This window comes from Corynebacterium sp. (genome assembly GCF_022712195.1).
GTDB lineage: Bacteria > Actinomycetota > Actinomycetes > Mycobacteriales > Mycobacteriaceae > Corynebacterium.
Map to the genome: position 1 here is coordinate 1 of NZ_JALAGY010000057.1, position 22,497 is coordinate 22,497.

A 22,497-nucleotide genomic window follows, 5' to 3' on the forward strand; every position below is an offset into this window, starting at 1 on the left:
CTTCGCCGAGTCCGATGACGTCTACGGAGCTCCCAGAGTCCACGCCCAGCTCGCCCGTGAGGGGACCTTCGTTGACCGGAAGACCGTCGCGAAATCGATGCTGCGCCAGGGCCTGGAGGGCATCAGTCCGAAGAAGTTCACTCCGGTGACCACGATCCCCGGTGTGGACACCTACAAGATCCCTGACCGGGTCAAGAGAGGCTGGGACCAGGGCGGGCTCAACCGCGTCTGGATTTGTCGACATCACCTACCTGCGCACCGGTGAGGGCTGGCTGTACCTGGCGGCAGTCACCGATGCGCATTCCCGACGGATTTTGGGCTGGGCGATGGACTCACGCATGGGCACCTTCCTGGTCGCCAAGGCGCTGAAAATGGCTCACACACTGCGTGGGGAAGTTCCCGAGGGTGTGGTGTTCCATGCTGATCGGGGTACCGAATTCACCAGTGATGACATGTTCACAGTCTGCCGCGACCTGGAGATCCTGCAGTCGGTCGGGCGGACCGGTGTGTGGCTTAAGACAATGCGATGGCCGAGAGCGTGTGGGCGACGCTGAAAACTTCAGTTCTACGACCGGAGGAAGTGGCCTACCCGGGCGGAGGCCAGGTTGAAGGTCGGCGACTGGATCGAGTCCCGGTACAACCGTCGGCGACTGCACTCCGCGCTGGGCTATGTTCCGCCGGTGGAGTTCGAGATGAATCTGCTCAACAACCCTGCTGCTGAGGAACCTGAGGCAGCTTAGTTACCTGTCCACGATTTGCGGGGAAGGCCATCGTCGTATGGGAGGTGAGCTCGAATCTTTTCGGCATATGCGGAGACATCTAATTCTTTAGGGATGTCTATCTGGTTTGATTCCTCGAGTCGCTGATACTCTGAAAATGTTAGTCCATCGACTAATCGCATTTGTGCGACTTGATCCAGGATGCCGGACAATTCGCTTGCTTCTGCGAATGCATATTCTTCAAGACCATTTCTCTTGGCCTCGGCCTTTACCGTTTCCCACCAGCCAAAAACAGTGTTCACGATTTCAAGTTCCGGCGTCGTGCTGTTTACAGTTTTAAATCTTAGTTTCGAGAGTATTTCATCAAGAAGCTGGCTTTCTCCCAGCTGACAGTCACGCAAGGATAACCTTGAACAGAAGTCCTTTTTTTTCTCCATCCGAGAGTCTGCCCCACTTATCTTTTACCGAATGGATAAGGCCGTAATATGACCGCTTCTTTCCCGCTTGGAAAGTCGACCTCTCGACCCTCTTTTCAATTTCTCTATTCAGCTCCTCGGCATGCATTCTATCTATCGGCCGAAGTACGTCATGGGGATTGACTTTGAACCTGTAGACCGCATGGAAGATAAACTTTGTGTCAGAGTTTGTTTTCCCATCCCTGATATATAGATCTATCCAGTGTCCGACTGTTCCCCAAAACTCATCATTCGTGCGCAGCGTTTTCTCATTAGCGCTCCCCGATTCTGAATTTTTAACCTGTATGTACTGCACTTCCCCGGGTATTTGATTACATACGTCTTCGTCGCCTTCGATACGGACGCTACACTCATGGATCCTCCCCCTATGGGTCGATATAGATTCAAGCAAAAGGTTGAGAGCTAAAATTTCTTGGTACCGATAGCCTCGCATTGAGGCTACTGCATTAGTCGATTTCTCTATCCTGATGCCTCAAAGCAGTAATAGACTATATCCCGAGGCCTTTAACTTTTCATATCGGTTTTCTGCACGCTAGCCTTCATCTGTGCTCAACGCAGCAACAAACGCTTCCTGCGGGACTGACACGGACCCGATGGACTTCATGCGCTTCTTGCCTTCCTTCTGCTTCTCCAGGAGCTTCTTCTTGCGGGAGATGTCACCACCGTAACACTTGGAAAGCACGTCCTTGCGCAAAGCGCGGATGTTCTCACGCGCGATGATCTTCGAGCCGATCGCGGCCTGCACCGGTACCTCGAACTGCTGGCGAGGGATCAGCTCCTTGAGCTTCTTCGTCATCTTGTTGCCATAATGCAGGGCGTGATCCCGATGCACGATCGCGCTGAACGCATCCACCGGCTCCCCCTGCAGCAGGATGTCCACCTTCACCAGGTTCGCCTCCTGCTCGCCGTTCTCCTCGTAGTTCAGCGACGCGTAACCCTTCGTCCGGGACTTCAGCATGTCGAAGAAGTCGAACACGATCTCACCCAGCGGCATCCGGTAGCGCAGCTCCACACGGTCTGTCGACAGGAAGTCCATGTTCTTCATCTGCCCACGCTTCGACTGGCAGAGTTCCATCGTCCCGCCCAGGAACTCCTCCGGCACGATCACCGTGAGGTCCACCATCGGCTCATAGATCTCCCGGAGCTTCCCTTCCGGCCAGTCCGACGGGTTCTGGACATGCATCTCCGCCCCGTCCTCCCCCACCACGCGGTACACCACCGACGGTGCAGTGGAGATCAGGTCCAGGTCGAACTCCCGCTCCAGACGGTCACGCGTGATCTCCATGTGCAGCAGCCCCAGGAAGCCACAACGGAAGCCAAAGCCCAGCGCCGTGGACGTCTCCGGCTCGAACGTCAGGGACGCGTCGTTCAGCTGCAGCTTCTCGATCGCCTCGCGCAACTCCGGGTACTGGTTCGCAGAGATCGGGAACAGACCCGAGTACACCATCGGCGTCGGCTCGCGGTAGCCCGTCAGCGGCTCCGTCGCACCGTTCACCGCCCAGGTGACCGTGTCACCCACCTTCGACTGGCGAACGTCCTTCGCGCCGGTGATGATGTAGCCCACCTCGCCGACACCCAGACCCTTGGACTTCTCCGGCTGCGGTGAAATGATGCCGACTTCCTGCGCCTCATGCGTGGCACCGGTGGACATCATCTCGATCTTCTGGCGCGGCTCCAGGGTGCCGTCCATCATGCGGATGTAGGTCACCACACCACGGAAGATGTCGTACACGGAGTCGAAGATCAGCGCACGGGCGGGGGCGTCCTGGTCGCCCTGCGGGGCGGGCACGAGCTCACACACCTTGTCGATCATGTCCGGGATGCCCTCGCCCGTCTTCGCCGAGATCCGCATGACGTCCTCCGGCTCACAGCCGATGATGTTCGCGATCTCCAGGGCGTACTTGTCCGGGTCCGCGGCCGGCAGGTCGATCTTGTTGAGGACCGGGATGATCTCCAGGTCCTTGTCCATCGCCAGGTACAGGTTCGCCAACGTCTGCGCCTCGATGCCCTGGGCGGCGTCCACCAGCAGGATCGCACCCTCACACGCCTCCAGCGCGCGGGAGACCTCGTAGGTGAAGTCCACGTGGCCCGGTGTGTCGATCAGGTGGAGCACCAGCTCCTCGTCCTTGTGGGCACAGCTTTTCGGCACCCACGGCAGCCGGACGTTCTGCGCCTTGATGGTGATGCCACGCTCGCGCTCGATGTCCATGTTGTCGAGGTACTGGTCGCGCATGTCCCGGTCATCGATGACCCCCGACATCTGCAGGATGCGGTCGGCCAGGGTGGACTTGCCGTGGTCGATGTGCGCGATGATGCAGAAGTTCCGGATCCGCGAGGGGTCAGTGAACGTCTCGCGGGCGTAGTTCTTCTGCTTGGGGGCCATAGGTGTCGTCCTCCTGGTGGTGCATGGTCCTGCCCCGGATCGCCGCGGCAGGAAGATATCAGGCCGAGTCTACCGTGCGGCGGTGACGGAGTTGGTGTCGTATCCGTCAGCTCCTTGCAGTGGCCGGCCCCGGTTCAACGACGCCGATGCGGTCAGCTGCGGGACTCCTTCCGATGCTGATGTTTCACTGAACGCAGGGTAGTATCTATGACAAAATTGGTCTGGGCGCCTACGACGCCAGACCGCCGTCGTCCCCACTCCGGGCCCACACAGGAAGACCAACCATGCGCCTCCGCAGTTTCGTCGTCACGACCGGTGCTGTCAGCACGCTCACACTCGCAGCATGTGGCGGAGGGGGAACCGGCGAGGACTCTGTTCCGTCGTCCACCGGCTCCACGACGAGTTCAACGTCGAGCTCATCCTCCAGCAGCTCGTCCGCTCCTGAGCGGGAACCGAACCCCACGGCAGGCGGTACACCCGAGGCTGTTGAACCCGCTCCTGCCGTGGACAGTGCCCCGACCGCGACCTGCGCCACGGACTACACCCTGTACCAACCCGGCACCACGTTCTACAGCGACGGGACCAGCGGTTACACCGCCTCCTGCCAGCAGCGGATGGAGGACGCGATGGAAGCCAGCGGCCAGTTCCCCGACTATCCGTTCGGCAATGTGGACCCGAACTGGACCGAAGACGACGTATTCAACCGGGGAGGTGCCGACAGCGAGTCACCGGATATCGCGGCGGATCGACAGGCTGGTCAGAGCTGGTGGGCTGAATGCATCAGCGTGAACGACGCCGCCTACTGCCGAGACAATGACCCCTGGCAGCAGTAGTTCCCGCCTCCCCAGCCTGCCCCACCGCCCCGCGACCACCACACACAATCCGTGTCCGGCCCCCGCGCTAGAGTGGTCACCATGAATTCCGTACGGAATCCCCTGCGCCGGATCCTCGAGCGCTACTTCCACCACCGTGGCAACCTGGACACGGGCCTGGCCGAACTCCACGCCAACCTGGGCCTCGACCAGTCCGCTCACACCGAGACCGCCGTCCGCGCCGTCACCGTCACCACCCCCACCGAGGACCACGCCCGCCCGGTGATCTACGCCCCGGACATGGACGGGCAGGCCGATCCCGGCGAGGTCGTCTGGTACCACGTCCTGCCGAACCGGGAGGCCACCCCGGAGCTGCGCGCCTGCGTGGTGGTGGGCCGCAACCGCCACACGCTGCTGGGTATGCTCATCAGTTCCAACCCGGAGCACGCCGAGGACGACAACTGGGTCGCCATCGGCGCCGGCCTGTGGGACCCGCGCGGCAACGAGTGCTGGGCCCGCACCGACCGCATCATCGAGATCCCCGAGGCGTCGATCCAACGCCGCGGCGTGTCCATGCCGGAGCGCCGTTACGAGCGCCTCGCCAACGTCCTGCGCCGCAACTACGGCTGGTCCTGAGACCTCTCTCCGCTCACCCGTCCAGCCACAACCAGAGACAGAATGACTGACCAACCCACACTGTTCGACCTGCACTCCCCCGCCTCCGACCTGCCGGACGGCGCCCACCACCGCTCCGCCTGGCTAGACAGCGCCCAGCAGCGCTGGATCCTCGCCCAGTACGCCGCCTGGGCCAAGGGCCCCGTCCCGCCCCACTCCCCGGTGATCCACGGCCATCCGATGAGCGTGTCGATGCTCTGTCTCGGCTGGCACTGGGCGCCGGGTCGCTACACCCGCCGCGCCGTGGAAGTGAACAACGCGCATGTCCTGCCCGTGCCGGAGTGGCTGGTGGAACTGGGGCGCCGCGCGGTCGCCGAGACCACGGGCGACGCCGCCCTCGCCGCGTCCTACACCCCGGACGTCGCCCTGGTGAACCACTACCGTGAGGCGGCGAAGATGGGTATGCACCGCGACGCCGACGAACGCTCCGACGCCCCGGTGGTGTCCCTGTCCATCGGCGACACCTGCCGTTTCCGCTTCGGCAACGCCGAGACCCGCAACCGCCCCTACACGGACCTGTGGCTGGCCTCCGGGGACCTGTTCGTCTTCGGCGGCCCCGCCCGACGCAACTACCACGGGGTGACGAAGGTGTACCCCAACACCGCCCCCTACGAGCTGGAGATCAGCGGCCGGCTGAACATCACCCTGCGCCAGACGGGGATGAAGGGATGACCTCCCTGGTGACCGGGGAGGACGGCCTGGCGCGTCCCGCGTGGGCGGCGGCGTCCGACCTGCTGCGCGGGTACTACGACACCGAGTGGGGTGTGCCGGTCACCGACGAGCGCGGACTGCTCGAACGCGTCAGTCTGGAGGCCTTCCAGTCCGGGCTGAGCTGGGCGACGATCCTGCGCAAACGCCCCGCCTTCCGCGCCGCCTTCGCCGGCTTCGACCCGGACGTGGTCGCCGGGTTCGGTGAGGACGAGGTCACCGCCCTGTTGCAGGACGCGGGCATCGTCCGCAACGCCCGCAAGATCCGCGCCACCGTCACCAACGCCCGGGCCACCGTCGCACTACGGGACCGCTACGGTGCCGGAACCGGGCTGGCCGAGTTCGTGTGGTCCTTCCGCCCGGAGCGCACGCCGCTGCCCGGGAGTGTCGAGGACGTCCCGACCACCTCGCCGGAGTCTCACGCCCTGTCGAAGGCACTGAAGAGGGAGGGTTTCGTGTTCGTCGGCCCCACCACCATGTTCGCCCTGATGGAGGCGGCCGGGCTGGTCGACACCCACCTGCTCGGCTCCCACCGGCGCGGATGCTCCGGACTGTGGGACACCTACGGCAGACGCGCCGGAGATCCCTGGTAGACGCGTGTACTATCGTCTGCAAAACAGGAAGGCAGGCGAACACACGATGACGAAGAGCATGACCCCCTTCGAGGCCCTCGAGATCGAGATGTGGAGCCTCCGCAACGCCCGGGAACGCCACGCCACCGTCCCCGTCCTCCTGGACTTCGCCGTGCGCCAACGCGAGCTGCCCCTGGCCGACGCCGTCGAGGCGACGATGCAGATCTTCCGCCGCTACCGCGCCCGCTACCGGCACAACGCCCCCACCACCGCCCGCACCGCGCGCCTCGTCCCGGAGATCGAGGCCTACTCCAACGGCTACCGTGCCGCCGAGGGTGCCGCACGGATCTCCCTGTCGGAGCCCTACGTTCTCGACATCGACCTCATCGCCGACATCGAGGACTCCGGCTACCGGCAGAACGAGACCCCCACCCTCCCCGCGGAGGAGGTCTGGCCCACCCTCGTCGACCGGCTGCGCGGCATCGGCATGGTCGTGGAGATGCAGGACGACCCGGCGCAGGTCGAGCGCACCGGCCCCTTCACCCTGAACGTGCACACCGCACTGCCGGGCACCGTCCCACCGGAGGACCTCGACACCACCTCGGCCTGGTACGTGCTGCGGCTGGCCCCTGAGCTCGGCGGGCCGGGGGCGGCGGACTCCCTCGCCGTCGTCGCCGAGGTGCTCGGCCACATCTTCCTGGCACACGCCCCGCAGGTCTGGTCGGACCCGCGCACCTGGTCGGACAGTGCCATGCTGTGGCCACCGGACATGCCCACCACGAGCCACTGGTGGCTGCCGTCCCGCCTGGTGGACCCGGACCTGCTGACCAGCCGGCATTTCACGGAGGTGCAGGCCCAGGAGGCGATGACGGTGGGCATGGTGGCCTTCGCCAGGGCCGGCCTGATCCCCCACCTGCCGGACTCCGGCGCGCTGGGGGCGGTGGACCGTCTGCCGAAGGAGTTCCGTTGGCGCGCGGTGCTGGACGCCGCCGCCGAGACCGAGGCGATGCTCACCGGCGCGATGCCGCAGCGCATGGTCTACCCGCCGGCGGACGACCGGCGTACCCGCGACCTGAATGAGCCGTGACGGCGACCGCCGACGGCACCACCGGATTTCGGCCAGCTCGTCGGGGCTGGTAGAGTTCGTCAGGTTGACCCGCGACCACTCGCGGCGCGTGCACCGCAACCGGCAGGACCTTGGGCCGGTTGTCAGAGACCGTGTGCGCGGCATACCCGGGTGGAAGTGGCGAACGATCACCGATTCACCGTTCAGAAAGAGGTAAGCCCCATGGCTAACATCAAGCAGCAGAAGAAGCGCGTCCTCACCAACGAGGCCTCCCGTAAGCGCAACCAGGCCGTCCGCTCCCGCCTGCGCACCGAGACCCGCAAGTTCGAGACCGCCGTCGCCGCCGGCGACAAGGACGCCGCCACCGCACAGCTGCGTATCACCAACCGCCTGTACGACAAGGCCGCCACCAAGGGTGTCATCCACAAGAACAACGCGGCCAACAAGAAGTCCGGCCTGGCCGCCCAGCTGAACAAGCTCGAGGGCTAGACACCCCCGGCTGTCGCCAGCGAGAACAACCCCGCTCCCGGTTCACACCGGGTGCGGGGTTTTCTGACGGTCCCGGGGGACGGTCTGTCACGACCTCAGTCCTGGAAACTGACGTAGCAGATCCCCGACTGCCGGTTCACGAAGATGGACCAGTCCTTGTCTCCCTGCACCAGGGCCTTGCCGAGCCAGGGGTCTTCCGCCTCGTCATACGACCTTCCCAGAGGGAAGCCGACCTTGCCGGCGTCCTTGTCACCGTAGGGGTACCAGAGCCAGGGTTCCTCCGAGTCGTCGACGTCCCACACGTACCGGACCACCGTCTCCTTGGCCCGGCGGTCCTTGATGGCCAGGGCGAGCTGCAGCCGCCCCTCGTCGGCGATCTCCTTGAGGTTCGCGGCGTTCGCCGGGCGTACGGTCCAGTAGTGGCGTGCACGCTCACGAGCTTCCTCGTCCGTCCACGGCCAGCGGGGATCCCACCCGCGACGTGGCTCGTCACCCCTCTCGCCGGTATAGGCGATCCGGAATCCGTCCTCGGCCACGTCGTCGAGAATCTCGTCCTCCCTGAAGGACATGTCGTCGTTGCTGCCCTTCACGACCACGCAGACGCATTCGTCCGAGCGTGGGCCACCGGGGGGGGCGAAGTCCTCCAGCTCCGCCGCGTTCAACCGCTCCACGCGTTCCTTCTCCGCCGCATAGAAACGCCGAACCTCCCCGGCCGGCATGAGAACCTCCGCCTCGTGGTGGCCCGCGACCATATTCGTCAGCTCGTTGCCGTAGGTCCGCATCATCTTGATGACCAGGGCTTCGGTGCGCAGTGCCTCCTCCTGGGAAAGTCCCCATTCGACCAGGTAGGCGTACCGTTCGATGTCGAGGTCGTCTCCACCGGTCTCGTAGAGTTCCCGGATGGTCTCCTTCTTCCTTGCTCAGGACGATCTCCGGGTCGTCCTGTTTCCGGCGCAGATCGGACAAGGTGTCCTTGAAGTGCGCTTTCCACCGGTTCCCTTTCCCCTTGCCCACATAGAAGACGTTCCGGAGATTGAAGCCCTCCTCCACCGGGCGTCGTGAGAGCGCGTAGACGTAGTAGTCGCCCGTTCCTCCGACACTGACCTCGATGTCGGAACCCTGTCCTTCATCCTGACCATTCGTTTTCTTTGCCATGGCTCCGCAGAGTATCCGCCCGCGTTTCCATTCTCCCCGCTGTCGGGGAGTGGTCCTCAGTTGTCCTGCGGGGGTCGCACAGCCATGGAATCGTCAGTATTCGACGACAGCCGCAACACACGGACAGGGAGACACGAATGCAGAGAACCGTCACGTCGGGAAATTCCGGGAACAGCACCAACTACAACAATGACTTCCTGCGCCACGGCATGCGACTCGTCCTCGACGACTCCTACGATGTCGCCGAACTCCCCGACTGGAGGGCGGCGGTATTCAGCATCGCACTGCCCTTTCCTGCACGGAGGCTTCCGCCGTCACTGACGGGCGAGAGATTCATCGACCTCGGTCCGTCCTGGTTACCGGGAAGGTTCCGCGGAATCCAGACGATCACGACCCCCATCCAGGTCGACGGACGTTTCCTCGCGCCGGACCTCGGACGCGACGGCGATGATTCCTACGAGTACACTCCGCGCACCTTCCACCAGTCCGCCAGCGCCCGGTTCAAGGGTCCCCTCTCCCAGACCGTGGGTAGTCACCAGGTCGACCAGGGGATCCCGTCCAAGGGCGCCGTGTCACGGAGCGTGGGCGCCGTCGTCTCCGGAGACAATGCCACGAATCAGGTCGACGACGTGCGTTGCCACCGGTACATGTTCGATGCCGACACCTACAAGGTCTCCCCCGCCGGCACGAACATCCGCGAGGAGGGGCAACCCTCGCACCCGACCGCGAAGTACCGGGTCCGCGACGGTTACACGGCAGATCACTGCAGTGCCTCAGCCCCCTCCGTGAGCCTGGTCTGCGCCGAGTTCCTCCAGTACCGGGGTATGGTCACCCACCGTTTCCACGCGGACACCAGGACCTCTGAGACCGGCGAACTCGCCCACGACTTCCTCGTCCTCCATGTCGTGGTGGAGAACTGTGACGGACCGACTCTCGAGAAGATCTCGCAGTCCCTCCACCGCTCCCGCAATGTCCTCGACATCTGCGACTGGGACCACCACACCCGCCACAAGGCCGACAAGGCTCCCGCTTCATGTACGAGCACGAAACCCGGAGATCAGAGGGTTCGACTTCTGTCGTTCTTCGTGAACCAGGCCGTGCACGCATTCAACGAGGGGCTGCCGCTTCCCTCCGGAACGACCGGGCAGCACAGGGGATTCTCCGCCTACGTGCACAAGGGAGGCTGGTTGGACGGGGCGTACCCGAACCCGGGGACGGACGCTGCGCCGATGCGGCCCTCTGCCGGGGGCGAGCAGATTCCTGTGTGGCGGGGAATGGGCAGCAGCCAACCTCTCCGCACCGTCTGCGCTGTTCCCGGTCACGGGAACTACCCGCAACCTCAACTGTTCGGTGATGTCGGCGAGGAGGACGAATCGGCGTGGCGTGAACTCGACATGTGGGCCTGGGAACTCGGGTCCGGTGCCGATGAGTTCGCCGAGGGCATCCCCCGGTACTCCGCCGACGTGGAGGACTCGCCGGACCGCAGCCGATACGAGTACTGGACCATGCTCCCCACGGCGAACGGAACAGGTGTCGTCCGGAACGCCGCTGCGTCACGTCAGGACTGCCGCCCGTGGATGCTGTCGAGCACCCGCTTCGTCGACCTCGCGATCCTGGTCCACCAGTCCACCTCCATGCTCTCGAATATCGGGGAGCGGCTACGTGCCATCAGGTTCTCCACCGCATCGACGGCCCGGGACACCCCTCCGTGTACCGCACCTGACGATGAGGCCCACGCACTCATGGCGGACCTGAACACCTTCCAGTTGATCCAGTCCGACTTCGTCCGTTTCCGTGACCGCCTGTGGTTCGACGCGGTCCCGGACCGCGAGTTCGAGACCGACTTCATGACGGAACTACGGCAGGCGACCGGTGCGGCTCAACGCTACAACGACGTCAAGGACGAACTCGATCTCCGGCAGGCCGTCTACACGACCCAGTTCAATTCGCGTCAGATCGAGCTCGACCGGGAGATCCGCAATCAGGCGGAACTCGACGCCAAACTCCGGGACGACGAGAACAGGCGTGAGGAAGCGCAGCGCCGGGCAGATGAAGCGGCCACGCGAAGGGAGAGGGAGGAGGCCGAAGAACGCCGCAGGAAGAGCGAGAGCGCCCAGAACCTGGCGCTGGGGTTCCTGGCCATCGTCTTCGCCGTTCCCGGCCTCGTCCAGCTCCTTCCCTCCACGGACTCGACGATTCCGTTCTGGGCGACCGGAGCTTTCATCATCGTGTTCATCGCGGCGTCACTGGTCTATCTCCGGTCACGTCAACGCGGGGACTCCTGACCGTCTCGGCGCCGTCTCCGTGTTTCGTGTCCGTGCCACCGACTAGCATGTCGGAAACACCTGCCAGACCTTTAAGGAACCACTGCATGCACATCACCTTCGGCTGGGGCTTCGACACCGCCCGGTGGGCCGATTCCGCCGCCACCTCCGGCAGTCTCGGCTCCGTCACCGTGGGCCCTGCCCAACTCACCGGCATCCTCGCCACCAGGCTGGCGCTCTCCGCACCGGAGTGCGACGCACCTCTGCGTATCGCGGCCTACCGTGCCGTCCTCACCCGGGTTCTCGAGGCGGCGGACCCGCACAGCTGGCCGGTGGGGAGCTTCCGTGCCGACCCCTGGACCGTCGCCCGGGAGCTGCTGTCCTGGCGGGACAGTCTCGTGGGCGCCGGGTGGGACGCATCCGCGCCGACCGCCGACGCACCCCACCGCCTGCAGCTGCTCAGCACCGTCGAACAGGGGCTGGACGACGAACCCGGCTGGTCGCCGGGCCCGGCCGACGTGCTGCGCGAGGTCGACAGGACCCTCAGCCGTCTCGTCTCCACCGACGACTCCTGGCCGCTGGGGATCAGCCGGCTGGACCTGGACGGCGACCCCAGCGACCTCCCCCCGGTGTGGCACCGGGTCATCGGGAACCTGCGGGCTCTCGGCGTCGAGATCGGCACCCTGCCGGCCCCGCCACCGCTGGAGGGTCTCACGCTGATCACCTCGGACACCGCGTGGGACGCCGCCCCCGTCGCCGCGGCCCACCTCGCCGGCCTCAGCGAGGCGTCCGTCCGGCACACGGTCGTCGCCGGGGCATCCACCGCACTGCTGGACAGTGAACGACTGCGCATCGGCCACCCGCCGTTGGGTGTCGCCGACAGGCAGACCTCCTCCTATGCGCAGGTGATCCCCCTGTACCTGCGGGCCATGACCGTCCCGCACGACATCCACGCCCTCGTCGGCCTGCTGAACACCGGCATCACCGTCGACGGGACGACCAGCCCGCTGATCCCCGGCGCGTTGCGTCGTCGTCTCGTCGACGCCCTCAACCAGCAGCCCGGTGTCGGCGGACCCGCCTGGGATTCCGCGGTGTCCGACGCCCTCGCCGACACCGCCGACCGCCCGGACACCGCACAGAGGATCCGCGACTTCGACACCCTCATCCGGCACCGCCCCCTCGTCGACGACGACGGCTTCGACACCAAGGAGGTCTCGTTCCACCTGGAGTGGCTGCAACGCCGGTTCACCTCCCAGGGACGCGGGAGGTCGGTCTCCTCGGACGTCGGCAGCCGCATCGCCCCGGTACGCGACCTGCTCGCCGGCCTCGGCGGGCGCATCTCCTCCCGCGAGCTCGACCAGGTCATCGCGGAGTTCACAGGTGACGGCGGCATCAGTGTCCGGTCCAGCGCCGACGCCTGCGCCGACGTCGTCACCGACCCCGCCCACCTGGGCACCGGCAGTGCCCCGGTCGTGTGGTGGCTGCCCGTGGACGACACCGCCGCGCCCCGCGACCGGGCCCGTCCGGTGGAGGTGGCGTGGCTGTCGGACCGGGGTGTCGTCCTGCCTGACCCTGAGGCCGAGGCCCGTCTCGTCCTCGAGTCGCAGCTGCGCGCGCTCCGTCGCCGCCGTCAGGTGACCGCGTTGACCGCCGCGACGGTCGACGGTGAGACCGGGTCGCAGCACCCTGCGCTGACCTTCCTCATCGACGACCTGCACCGGCAGGGGCGTGAGCCGCTCACCGTGGAAGGCGGGCTTCCTGAGGAGTACCGCACGGTGCCCGGGCCGGTGAGCGTCGACGTCCCGGACCCGGTGTCCCGCAGCGTGACGCCGGGCGACCACCTCCTGCCCACCCGTCTCAGCTTCTCCCAGTGGGAGAAGCTCCTGGTGCATCCCCTGGAGTGGCTGCTGGAGCGTCGTCTCGGCATCCGCGCCGGCGGTCTGGCCACCATCCCCACCGGCAACCAGATGGTCGGCACCTGGCTGCACACCGTCGTGGAGAACATCGTCAACCGGCATCTCGACAGCGCTGCCGGAACTGACGGTTCTGCCGGAACCGCCGTGACGGTCCCGGCGGACCACGGGGAGATCGCCGCCGAACTTCGCCGGCTGCTCCCCTGGTACGCCGCGGAACTGCTGACGCCGGGACGCAGCCGGGAACTGGGCACCACGCTCGCGCTGGCCGAACAGTCCATCGCCGGGCTGTTCACCACCCTCGCCGAGGCAGGTATCCGCATCCGTGCCGTCGAGGCGTCGTTCAGCACCACCCTCACCGGCAGCCACGGGGCCGAGGGCGAGCTCGAACTCGGCGGACTTCGCGACATGGACGTGCTCATGCCCGACGGCACGCCCGGCGTGATCGACCTGAAGTACACGTTCGCCAGGAAGAAGTACCGCGACGCCGTCCGGGACGGCACCGCCCTGCAGCTGGCGGTGTACGCGGCCTCCGTCGCCGACGAGCACGGCATCCAGCGCCTCGCCGAGGTCCCCGTCGCCTACTTCAACCTGCGCGACAACCGTCTCGACACCACCGACGAACGGTTCGGTGCCCCGGAGACCCTCACCTTGGACCCCTCCGACACCGGCGCCCCGGACGCCGACGGACTCTGGGACCGCGCCGTGGCCGGGCTCAACCGGATCCTCGACGACCTGCGCGCCGGCCGTGTCACCGACCTCGGCAACCTCGTCATCCAGGACGCCTGGCAGGCCTGGGAGAACCCGAAGAGAGGCGCCTTCCCCACCGCCCCCTACGACGAGGAGACCACCGCCGGCTACACCGCCGCGCTCCGCGACGCACGCACCACCGGGTTCTTCCCGGAGAAGAACGCCGTCTACACCGACTACCCGCTGATCACCGGCGCCCAGGGGGACTTCTCATGACCACATGGACGATCATCAAGGCCTCCGCCGGCTCCGGCAAGACCTACCGGCTCACCGAGCTGCTCACCGAGAGGCTCCGGCGCGTCGACTACGACGGCTCCCACCCGTACCGCCCGTCGCAGATCATCGCCACGACCTTCACCCGCGCCGCGGCGGCGGAGCTCAAGGAACGCATCCGCGGGACGCTGGTGGACGACGGACTGCTCGAGCAGGCGGCCGCACTGCCCACCGCCCTGATCGGCACGGTGAACTCCGTGACCGGCCGGATCCTCACCGACTTCGCCATGGACGCCGGTCGCTCCCCTGAGCTCTCCGTCCTCACCGAACAGTCGCAGAAGGACGCCTTCCGCCTGGCCACCGACCGGATCATCGCCGACGCGGAGACCGCCCACCGGGACCTGCTCGCCCGCACCGGCTACGACGACGACAGCGACGGCAGCTACTTCAGCTCCGGGGTCAACTGGGCGAGGACGGTACACACCGTCACCGAGCAGGCCCGTGCCAACGACATCGACGCCACGGAACTCGCCGGGTTCGCCGAAGCCAGCATCCGGGAACTGCACCTCGCCCTCGACAGCTCGGCTAGTGCCGCCCCTGCCGCCGGCGGTGACCGGACCGGCATCGACACCAGGGCGCTGCTCGCCGGTGCGGCCCAACGCATCCCCGACCAGCTCCGCGCCGACATCGAGTCCGGCCTGGTCGCCAAGCGCTCGGCCGGGAGCCTGCAGAGCCGGCTGCCCGACCTCGACCGCTTCGCCCGCCGCGTACGACGTGAGCGTCACAGTATCCCGTGGAAGGACTGGCTGCGCACCGCCGAGGGCAAGGTCCCCGGTGTCGACAGCCCGACCAAGCCGATCAAGGAGGCCTACGGCGGGATCGTCGGCACCGACGACATCGCCGCGGACCCGCACCTGCGCGCCGACCTGGACGCGCTGGTCCGCCTCGTCTTCGACACCGCCGCCTCCTGCCTGGATGCCTACGCCGACTACAAGAACGCACTCGGGCTGATCGACTTCACCGATCAGGAGCAGCTCACCCTCCGGCTGCTGCGGGGTGAGGGGGTCGACCCGGCGACCACCGCCGCCGTGCGTTCCACCCTCGCCGCGCGCTACCGCATCCTCGTCGTCGACGAGTTCCAGGACACCAGTCCGTTGCAGCTGGCCCTGTTCACCGAGCTCGCCGGGCTCGTCGAGGAGGTGATCTGGGTCGGCGACCCGAAGCAGTCCATCTACGGTTTCCGTGGTTCCGACCCCGCTCTCATGGACGCCGCGGTGGAGACCATCACCGACCCGGACGGGCTGGCCGGCACCGCGGAGACCCTGTCCCACTCCTGGCGCACCCACGCCGAACCGCTGGGACTGTCGAACCGCCTGTTCAGCCGTCTCTTCCCCGACCAGAACGTGACCCTCACCGTCCCCGACCACCTGGCGGAGGAACGCTCCGGCGGGGCCACCGTCCTGTGGACCCCCGCCGAGGGGGCGAAGAAGAACAAGGACACCTGGTACGCCCGCATCGCCGCGGGACTGATCGCCCTGGAGAAGTCGGAGGGTGTCCCCGACAGGGGACGGGCCGTGCTGGTGCGCAACAACACACACGCCGCGGAGCTGCGCGCCGAACTGCGCCGACACGGTGTCGCCTGCACCGGTGGCGGCACTCCCCTGGCACAGACCCGGGAGGGCCAGCTTGTTCGTGCCGCCGTCGCCTGGCTGCTGGACGAGCGTGACACCCAGGCGCTCATCGAGCTGGTCACCTTCCTCGACGAGCATCCCGCCCACACCACCTGGTTCGACACGCTCACCTCCCTGGGCACCCGGGAGGAACGACGGGAACAGCTGGCGACGTGGTCACAGGACGGGTCCCTGGCGGCGCTGCGTGACCTGCGGCCGACTCTGTCGGAGGTCCCGGTCTCCGACACCGTCGGCGCGGTGATCGACGCCCTCGACCTGCGGCGCCGGATCGCCACCTGGTCGGACCCCACGGAGAGGACCGGCGCGGTCCTCGGGATCCTGCGGGCCGTGCAGGACTACACCGCCGAAGCGGAGTCCGGCAGCGGCCCCGCCACCCCCGCCGGGTTCCTCACCTACCTCGACTCCTCGGACGTGGTCTCCACCCCCACCGCCGACCCGGGCGCGGTGTTCGTCGACACCGTCCACCAGTCCAAGGGGCTGGAGTGGGACACGGTGGTCGTGGCCCTGCCGGACGTCCGCGACCGCTTCACACCCGCCGGGGTGTGGGTCCAGTCCACCACGCCACTGACCATGGAGGCCCCGCTCGCCGGACGGGAGATCCGGTTCTGGCCGGCGACGGTCACCGGTGTCAGCGCGGTCAAGGAGCTGCTGGCCGGCACCGAGGCCCAGGCCTCGCGTCGTCAGGCCGACATGGTCGAGGAACAGCGCGTCCTCTACGTCGCGCTGACCCGCTCGCGGACCCGCACGGTACTGGCCCCCTACTCGGGCATCGGGAAGTGGAAGCCCTTCGCCGACACCGGGTTGGCCGAGGACGAGCTCACCGAGCTGCTCGGCTGCCCCGTCCGCGCGATCGACACCGCCGACCCCGCCACCGTCGGGACCTCGGCAGGGCAGGACACCGCCCCACCCCGCGCCGCCGTGCTCGACAGCCGTCGGGTCGCGGCCCCCGGCCCGGCCACGCACCTGCCCGCCACCTTCGCCCCCAGCGGAGTGGAGGCCGATGACCGGCTCCTGGCCACCGCGTCCGTCGAGGAGGTCGCCGACCTCGGCGACGCCCTGGTCAACGGTGGCGGTGAGGAATGGAACAAGGTCGGCGACTGTGTCCACGCCTACCTCGCCGCACCCCTGGAGCACCTCACCGACGACCAGCGGCGGGCGGCGGCCTCCCGACTGGTCGACACGTGGCGGGTCGGCGACCGCATCACCCCGGGACAGGTCGTCACCGCCGGTGAACGCTGGACGACCTGGGTGGGCGGTGCCTACCCCGGTGCCGTCGCCGCGACCGAGGTCCCCTTCGCCTGGACCAACCCCCGCCACCAGCGTGCCCAGGGCTGGCTGGACCAGGTGCTGACCCTTCCGGACGGCCGGCGGATCATCGTCGACCACAAGACGTACCCTGGCAAGGACCCTGTCGGACACGTCCGCACCACCTACCTCGGTCAGATGGACATCTACCGGCAGGCGCTCACCGACATCGACGGCCGCCCACCGGCCGCCGTCCTGATCCACCTGCCCCTGCTCGGCACGATCCTGGAAGTGACCACCGCATGACCCCCACCACCGCCACCACCACACCGCTCGGCCTCGTCAACGCCGACAGCCTGCTCACCGACGACGAACGGCTGCTGCGCGACACCGTCGCCGACTTCGCCGCCCGTGAACTCACCCCGAACGTCGCCGGATGGTACGAGGACGGCACCCTGCCCGTCGGCGACCTCGCACCGAAGCTCGGCGAGCTGGGGGTGCTCGGCATGCACCTCGACGGGTACGGGTGCGCCGGGGCCTCCGCCACCGAGTACGGCCTGGCGTGCATGGAGATCGAGGCGGTGGACTCCGGTCTGCGGTCCCTGGTCTCCGTGCAGGGCTCCCTGGCGATGTTCGCCATCCACCACTGGGGCTCCGAGGAGCAGAAGGAGCACTACCTGCCCGGAATGGCCGCCGGCACCACCGTCGGCTGCTTCGGGCTGACCGAGCCGGACGCCGGCTCCGACCCCGCCAGCATGCGCACCCGCGCCACCCGCGACGGCGACGACTGGATCCTCAACGGCACCAAGATGTGGATCACCAACGCCCCCGTCGCCGACGTCGCCGTCATCTGGACACGGACCGAGGACGGCTACGCCGGGTTCATCGTCGACGCCGGGACCGACGGCTTCAGCGCCCCGGAGATCACCCGCAAGCTCTCCCTGCGTGCCTCGGTGACCGGTGAGATCGTGCTCGACGGCTGCCGCGTCCCGGAGTCCCGCCGTCTCCCCCACGTGAACTCGCTGCGCGGCCCGCTGACCTGCCTCAACGAGGCGCGCTACGGGATCATCTTCGGTGCCCTGGGGTCGGCCCGGGACGCCCTGGCCACCACCCTGGACTACGTGTCCGCCCGGCGGGTCTTCGGCGAGCCCCTGAGTTCCTTCCAGCTCACCCAGGCGAAACTGGCGGACATGGCCGTGGAACTCGACAAGTCCTTCCTGCTCGCGCTGCAGCTCGGGCGGTTGAAGGACGCCGGTGAGCTCCGGCCCCACCAGGTCAGCGTCGGCAAGCTGAACTCCACCCGCGTCGCCCTGGACATCACCCGGGAATGCCGCACCCTGCTCGGCGCCTCCGGCGTCACCCTGGAGTACTCCCCGCTGCGCCACGCCAACAACCTGGAGTCCGTGCTGACCTACGAGGGCACCGCCGAGATGCACCAGCTCAGCATCGGCCAGGCGCTCACCGGCGAGCAGGCCTTCAGGAACCGCGGCTGACCTCCTCCGCTGCCGGTCCCCGGGCTTCCCGAATCCTGGAACGTTCCCCGGCCATCACCGCGAAGTACAGCACCCCGCCCAGGGCGGCCCCGATCAGCCAGGCGAATCCGGAGAGGTCCTGCAGTGCCGGCACCCACACGGTGAGCACGGCGAAGACCGCGGCCACACCCACGGCCACCAGGCCCTTCACGTTCCAGCCCCGGTGGTAGTAGTACGGTCCGGCAGGGTCCAGCGTGAAGGCGTCCCGCAGGTCCACCCGCCTGCGCCGGATCACGTAGTAGTCCACGACCAGCACACCGTACAGCGGTGCCAGCACCGCGCCCAGGGTGTCGACGAAAGTGGGCAGCCCGATGTCGTCGATCACCGCCACCCACAGTGCACCGATGACGAAACCGAGGGCTGCGGTGATGATCCCGCCGAGGCGGAAGCTGATCCTCGACGGCGCCATGTTCGCCATGTCGTAGGCCGGCGGGATGAAGTTCGCCACCAGGTTCACCCCCACCGTCGCCACCAGGAACGTCACCGCCGCGATGATCGACAGCACCACCGAGTCCGCCTGGCCCACGATGTCGGACGGATTGTCCATCGGGGTGCCCCGGCCGTCCTGGAACACCACGTACGCGCCGGCGGTGATGAACAGCGCCAGGAACGTGAAGAACGCCAGGGACAGCGGCAGGCCGGCGAGGTTCCCCCGGCGCATCGACCTCTCCGAGCGCGAGAACCTGGAGAAGTCACCGAAGTTGATGATCACCGCGGAGAAGTACGCGACCATCGTGCCGACCACGCCGACGAACGCCGACACCGCCGCCCAGCCGGTCACGTCGTCACTGTTGAAGATCGCCCCGACCGCGGGCAGCATGTCCGAGCCCGCGCGCACCCAGATCACCACGAGCAGGACCACCATCACCGCGTACACGGCGGGCCCGGCGACGTTGAGGAATCGGGTGATCGCGTCGATGCCCCGGCTGAACAGGGCGACCTGGAGCACGGCGACGATGACGTAGGAGATCCACGACACCGCGTTCATCCCCAGGAACTCGCCGGAGCCCGGGGACCCGAGGGCGGAGTTGATCGCCAGCGCCACCGCGGTGGAGGCGAAGTAGGTCTGCGCCCCGTACCAGAAGATCGCGACGACGCCGCGGACCAGCGCGGGGAAGCGTGCCCCGAGTACCCCCATCGACATCCGCGCCATCACCGCGTAGGGCACCCCGAGCCTCACACTCGGCGCACCCGACAGGTTCACGAGACAGTTGACGATGACGCCGGCGAGGACGATCGCGGCGAACACGTACCATCCGCTGATGCCCGCGCCGATGAACAGCGACGCCGCCAGGGTGTACCCGGCCAGGGACTGGACGTCGTTGGTCCAGACGTTGAAGATCTCGAAGGCACCCCATTTTCGGTGGTGCGCCGGTATCGGGGCGAGATCCGCGTTGAACAGTGCGGGGTCCGCGGTGGTGGCGTCGATGTCGGTGGTCTGGATGCCTGGGTCGTCGGTGTCGCGCATGGGGGCCGCCGGATCTGTGGTGGTAGGGACGGGTGGTGAGGGCCAACCCTAGACCGCGCAGGACGCCGCACCGGGGTGACACGTCACACTGCGGGCCGATTCATCGAAGATGTCACACCGTGGAAACCTGCGGTGTCCGGTCGGCGGAGTCAGTACACTCCGGTGGTGACAGACCCGACGTCCACGACAGGAGGGCCCGCCGGTGACGCTGCCACGCAGAACCCTCCCCGTCCTGACCGCCTCCGCTCTCGGCGCCGTGCTGCTCTCCGCCTGCGGCGGGGACGGGCCGTCGGACTCCCCGCCCGCCACGGAGACCACCGTCTCGAACGGACTGACCGTGGTCACCGGCGTACCGCGGGACGAGGTGGCCGACGGCTTCGTCGAGCGGATCGTCTACCCCGTCCGCGGGGGTGCCCCGGACCCGGCGCAGAACTGGGCCGACCTCTACCTCCCGCCAGGTGACCGCCGCGCCGGTGCGCTGCCCCTGGTGGTCTACCTGCAGGGCAGTGCCTGGAACGGCGGTGCCCACGGCGCCCGCCGTGTCTCCTCCGACCTGGCTTCTCGGGGGCTGGCGGTGCTCAACGTGGAGTACCGCGGGGCGGACGAGGGCGGCGGGTGGCCGACGACCTTCACCGACGGCGCCGACGCCCTCGACCACGTACCGACCATCGCGGGGCACAGGCCGGGCATATCCGTCGACGACGCCACGGTCGTCGGGCACAGCGCCGGTGGGCAGCTCGCCGCCTGGGCCGGCTTCCGCGGTCAGCTTGACCAGGACCGGGTCGGCGCGAACCCACGGTTCTCCCCCGCCCGGGTGGTCTCTCTCGCCGGCCCGCTGGACCTGGTCCGGGCGGCGGAGAACGGCGACGACAACATCGTCGAGGCCATGGGCGGCACCCCGTCGGAACTGCCCGGGGCGTATGACGGCATCGACCCGATCCGCAACATCGACCGCGACCTCGCCGTGGTCGCCGTGCACGGCACCGGGGACTCACTCGTCCCGCCGGGGAACTCGGAACGCTACGTCGAGGCGGCCCGGAAGGCCGGCGCAGACGCCGAACTCGTCCTGTTCCGCGGTGCGGGCCACAAGTCGTTCCTGTCGTCCTCGTCGTCCCACTACGGCCGCCTGCTGTCGATCATCCACCGGACCGCGACCGTCCCCCGCCAGGAGCTGGACGGCGGTCTCTTCCGGTGAGCCCGCCCCAGTATGCTCGGGGACACGTCCGCCCGCACCCCGCCCACGAGGAGTGACCCGCCGTGTCCCTGTCATCCCCGCCCGGTCCCCGCCGCGCCGCACCGGTCCTCGCCACCGTGGCACTCACCGGTGCCCTGACGGCCTGCGGCGCGGACGCGGGTTCCGGCGACAGCTCCACCACCGGGCACTCCGCACCGCCGTCGGCCCCCGTCGAGCACGAGGGTGCCACCGTGGTCACCGACGTGCCGTCCGACGAGGTGGCCGAGGGTTTCGTCGAACGGTACATCTACCCCGTGCGCGACGGCGCGCCGGACCCCACGCAGAACTGGGCGGACCTCTACCTCCCCACCGGGGACGACGACGGGGACACCGACGGGGACACCGGGACCACTCCCGAGGAGGACACCGTCCCGCTGGTCGTGTTCATCCACGGCGGTGCCTGGCACGGCGGCGCACCGGGGTCACGGCACATCGCCGCCGACCTCGCCGCCCGCGGTCTGGCGGTGCTCAACGTGGAGTACCGTGACGTCAGCGACGGAGGCGGCTGGCCGCAGACCTTCACCGACGTCGCCGACGCCCTCGACTACGTCCCGTCCATCGACAGGCTGCACCCGGAGATCACCACCGACGACGAGACGGTGGTCGGGCACAGCGCCGGCGCGCAGCTCGCCGCCTGGGCGGGCACCCGCGGCGACCTGGAGACCGGCACGTTGGGGGCGGACCCGAAGTTCACCCCGACCCGGGTGGTGTCGCTCTCCGGTCCCCTGGACCTGGTGTGGGCCGCCGAGCACGGCGACGAGAACATCGTCAAGGCCATGAAGGGCACCCCGGAGCAGCTCCCGGACCGTTACGACAGCGTGGACCCGATCCAGAACATCAACCGGCGCATCCCGGTCGTCGCGGTGCACGGCACGAAGGACACGCTCGTGCCGCCGGCGAACTCGCGGCACTACGTCGACGCGGTCACCCGCGACGGCGGCGACGCGAAGCTGGTGATGCTCCGCGACGAGGACCACACGTCCTTCCTGAAGTCCTCGTCACGGCACTACGCCCCGGTGCTCGAGATCATCCACCGGGTCACCACCCTGTCCCACGAGGAGCTCGGCGACCGGCTCGACGGGGAGACGACCGAGCTGGCCGAGCAACGGCCCGGAGCGTAGTCCGCCCCCGG

17 protein-coding genes and 1 pseudogene are annotated in these 22,497 nt (G+C 67.7%); 14 read left to right on the forward strand and 4 right to left on the reverse strand.

Annotated elements, in window-relative coordinates; genetic code table 11:
- Nucleotides 1-692: pseudogene (locus Q0A34_RS06890) on the forward strand (IS3 family transposase); the annotation flags it as partial.
- Between the two features lie 44 nt (nucleotides 693-736).
- Here Q0A34_RS06890 and Q0A34_RS06895 read toward each other — a convergent pair.
- Complete coding sequence (locus tag Q0A34_RS06895; RefSeq protein ID WP_291479264.1) at nucleotides 737-1,156, reverse strand: hypothetical protein; 420 nt, start codon at nucleotides 1,154-1,156, stop codon at nucleotides 737-739.
- A gap of 571 nt (nucleotides 1,157-1,727) precedes the next feature.
- Nucleotides 1,728-3,578, reverse strand: coding sequence for a translation elongation factor 4 (gene lepA, locus Q0A34_RS06900; RefSeq protein ID WP_291479265.1), 1,851 nt, complete (start codon nucleotides 3,576-3,578; stop codon nucleotides 1,728-1,730).
- A gap of 503 nt (nucleotides 3,579-4,081) precedes the next feature.
- Here lepA and Q0A34_RS06905 point away from each other — a divergent pair.
- The 6 genes from Q0A34_RS06905 to rpsT all read left to right on the forward strand — a co-directional run bounded on the left by Q0A34_RS06905 (nucleotide 4,082) and on the right by rpsT (nucleotide 7,900).
- Nucleotides 4,082-4,411, forward strand: a complete 330-nt coding sequence (locus tag Q0A34_RS06905; RefSeq protein WP_291479266.1) for a hypothetical protein — start codon at nucleotides 4,082-4,084, stop codon at nucleotides 4,409-4,411.
- Nucleotides 4,412-4,492: 81 nt separating this feature from the next.
- Nucleotides 4,493-5,026, forward strand: coding sequence for a type II toxin-antitoxin system PemK/MazF family toxin (locus Q0A34_RS06910; protein ID WP_291479267.1), 534 nt, complete (start codon nucleotides 4,493-4,495; stop codon nucleotides 5,024-5,026).
- A 42-nt stretch (nucleotides 5,027-5,068) separates the two neighbouring features.
- A complete protein-coding gene (locus tag Q0A34_RS06915; protein ID WP_291479268.1) occupies nucleotides 5,069-5,737 on the forward strand; it encodes an alpha-ketoglutarate-dependent dioxygenase AlkB in 669 nt (222 codons plus the stop codon).
- The gene (locus Q0A34_RS06920) at nucleotides 5,734-6,366 is read left to right on the forward strand and encodes a DNA-3-methyladenine glycosylase I (protein WP_291479269.1); all 633 of its coding nucleotides are present in this window, start codon (nucleotides 5,734-5,736) and stop codon (nucleotides 6,364-6,366) included. Before Q0A34_RS06915 ends, Q0A34_RS06920 begins: the two co-directional genes overlap by 4 nt.
- A gap of 46 nt (nucleotides 6,367-6,412) precedes the next feature.
- Nucleotides 6,413-7,432 (forward strand): hypothetical protein, encoded by a 1,020-nt coding sequence (locus tag Q0A34_RS06925; protein ID WP_291479270.1) that lies wholly within the window; start codon nucleotides 6,413-6,415, stop codon nucleotides 7,430-7,432.
- A 201-nt stretch (nucleotides 7,433-7,633) separates the two neighbouring features.
- Entirely contained in the window at nucleotides 7,634-7,900 is a 267-nt protein-coding gene (rpsT, locus tag Q0A34_RS06930; protein WP_291479271.1) for a 30S ribosomal protein S20, read from the forward strand.
- Nucleotides 7,901-7,995: 95 nt separating this feature from the next.
- Here rpsT and Q0A34_RS06935 read toward each other — a convergent pair whose 3' ends face one another.
- Nucleotides 7,996-8,685, reverse strand: a complete 690-nt coding sequence (locus Q0A34_RS06935; protein WP_291479272.1) for a hypothetical protein — start codon at nucleotides 8,683-8,685, stop codon at nucleotides 7,996-7,998.
- Between the two features lie 115 nt (nucleotides 8,686-8,800).
- Between Q0A34_RS06935 and Q0A34_RS06940 the strand changes: the two genes are divergently transcribed.
- From Q0A34_RS06940 to Q0A34_RS06960, 5 genes are all read left to right on the forward strand, one after another.
- Nucleotides 8,801-8,962: a hypothetical protein gene (locus Q0A34_RS06940; protein ID WP_291479273.1), complete on the forward strand. Its 162-nt coding sequence runs from the start codon at nucleotides 8,801-8,803 to the stop codon at nucleotides 8,960-8,962.
- Between the two features lie 230 nt (nucleotides 8,963-9,192).
- Nucleotides 9,193-11,340, forward strand: a complete 2,148-nt coding sequence (locus tag Q0A34_RS06945) for a hypothetical protein (protein ID WP_291479274.1) — start codon at nucleotides 9,193-9,195, stop codon at nucleotides 11,338-11,340.
- Nucleotides 11,341-11,426: 86 nt separating this feature from the next.
- On the forward strand, nucleotides 11,427-14,198 hold the full coding sequence (locus Q0A34_RS06950; protein WP_291479275.1) for a PD-(D/E)XK nuclease family protein: 2,772 nt from the start codon (nucleotides 11,427-11,429) through the stop codon (nucleotides 14,196-14,198).
- Nucleotides 14,195-17,437 (forward strand): UvrD-helicase domain-containing protein, encoded by a 3,243-nt coding sequence (locus Q0A34_RS06955; RefSeq protein WP_291479276.1) that lies wholly within the window; start codon nucleotides 14,195-14,197, stop codon nucleotides 17,435-17,437. The genes Q0A34_RS06950 and Q0A34_RS06955 overlap by 4 nt, the downstream gene beginning before the upstream one ends.
- The gene (locus tag Q0A34_RS06960) at nucleotides 17,434-18,624 is read left to right on the forward strand and encodes an acyl-CoA dehydrogenase family protein (protein WP_291479277.1); all 1,191 of its coding nucleotides are present in this window, start codon (nucleotides 17,434-17,436) and stop codon (nucleotides 18,622-18,624) included. The genes Q0A34_RS06955 and Q0A34_RS06960 overlap by 4 nt, the downstream gene beginning before the upstream one ends.
- On the opposite strand, the gene Q0A34_RS06965 is transcribed toward Q0A34_RS06960, so the two are convergent.
- Nucleotides 18,608-20,131, reverse strand: a complete 1,524-nt coding sequence (locus Q0A34_RS06965; protein ID WP_291479278.1) for an NCS1 family nucleobase:cation symporter-1 — start codon at nucleotides 20,129-20,131, stop codon at nucleotides 18,608-18,610. The genes Q0A34_RS06960 and Q0A34_RS06965 overlap by 17 nt on opposite strands.
- Nucleotides 20,132-20,333: 202 nt before the next feature.
- On the opposite strand from Q0A34_RS06965, the gene Q0A34_RS06970 reads away from it, so the two are divergent.
- Nucleotides 20,334-21,326: a prolyl oligopeptidase family serine peptidase gene (locus Q0A34_RS06970; RefSeq protein WP_291479279.1), complete on the forward strand. Its 993-nt coding sequence runs from the start codon at nucleotides 20,334-20,336 to the stop codon at nucleotides 21,324-21,326.
- 62 nt (nucleotides 21,327-21,388) lie between these two features.
- The gene (locus Q0A34_RS06975) at nucleotides 21,389-22,486 is read left to right on the forward strand and encodes a prolyl oligopeptidase family serine peptidase (RefSeq protein ID WP_291479280.1); all 1,098 of its coding nucleotides are present in this window, start codon (nucleotides 21,389-21,391) and stop codon (nucleotides 22,484-22,486) included.
- Nucleotides 22,487-22,497: the final 11 nt, after the last annotated feature.

Coding starts and splice junctions, on each gene's coding strand:
- Q0A34_RS06940 (WP_291479273.1), top strand. CDS start 8,801: ATGGTCTCCTTCTTCCTTGCTCAGGACGATCTCCGGGTCGTCCTGTTT.
- Q0A34_RS06965 (WP_291479278.1), bottom strand. CDS start 20,131: ATGCGCGACACCGACGACCCAGGCATCCAGACCACCGACATCGACGCC.
- Q0A34_RS06945 (WP_291479274.1), top strand. CDS start 9,193: ATGCAGAGAACCGTCACGTCGGGAAATTCCGGGAACAGCACCAACTAC.
- Q0A34_RS06915 (WP_291479268.1), top strand. CDS start 5,069: ATGACTGACCAACCCACACTGTTCGACCTGCACTCCCCCGCCTCCGAC.
- Q0A34_RS06920 (WP_291479269.1), top strand. CDS start 5,734: ATGACCTCCCTGGTGACCGGGGAGGACGGCCTGGCGCGTCCCGCGTGG.
- Q0A34_RS06955 (WP_291479276.1), top strand. CDS start 14,195: ATGACCACATGGACGATCATCAAGGCCTCCGCCGGCTCCGGCAAGACC.
- lepA (WP_291479265.1), bottom strand. CDS start 3,578: ATGGCCCCCAAGCAGAAGAACTACGCCCGCGAGACGTTCACTGACCCC.
- rpsT (WP_291479271.1), top strand. CDS start 7,634: ATGGCTAACATCAAGCAGCAGAAGAAGCGCGTCCTCACCAACGAGGCC.
- Q0A34_RS06950 (WP_291479275.1), top strand. CDS start 11,427: ATGCACATCACCTTCGGCTGGGGCTTCGACACCGCCCGGTGGGCCGAT.
- Q0A34_RS06895 (WP_291479264.1), bottom strand. CDS start 1,156: ATGGAGAAAAAAAAGGACTTCTGTTCAAGGTTATCCTTGCGTGACTGT.
- Q0A34_RS06910 (WP_291479267.1), top strand. CDS start 4,493: ATGAATTCCGTACGGAATCCCCTGCGCCGGATCCTCGAGCGCTACTTC.
- Q0A34_RS06960 (WP_291479277.1), top strand. CDS start 17,434: ATGACCCCCACCACCGCCACCACCACACCGCTCGGCCTCGTCAACGCC.
- Q0A34_RS06935 (WP_291479272.1), bottom strand. CDS start 8,685: ATGATGCGGACCTACGGCAACGAGCTGACGAATATGGTCGCGGGCCAC.
- Q0A34_RS06925 (WP_291479270.1), top strand. CDS start 6,413: ATGACGAAGAGCATGACCCCCTTCGAGGCCCTCGAGATCGAGATGTGG.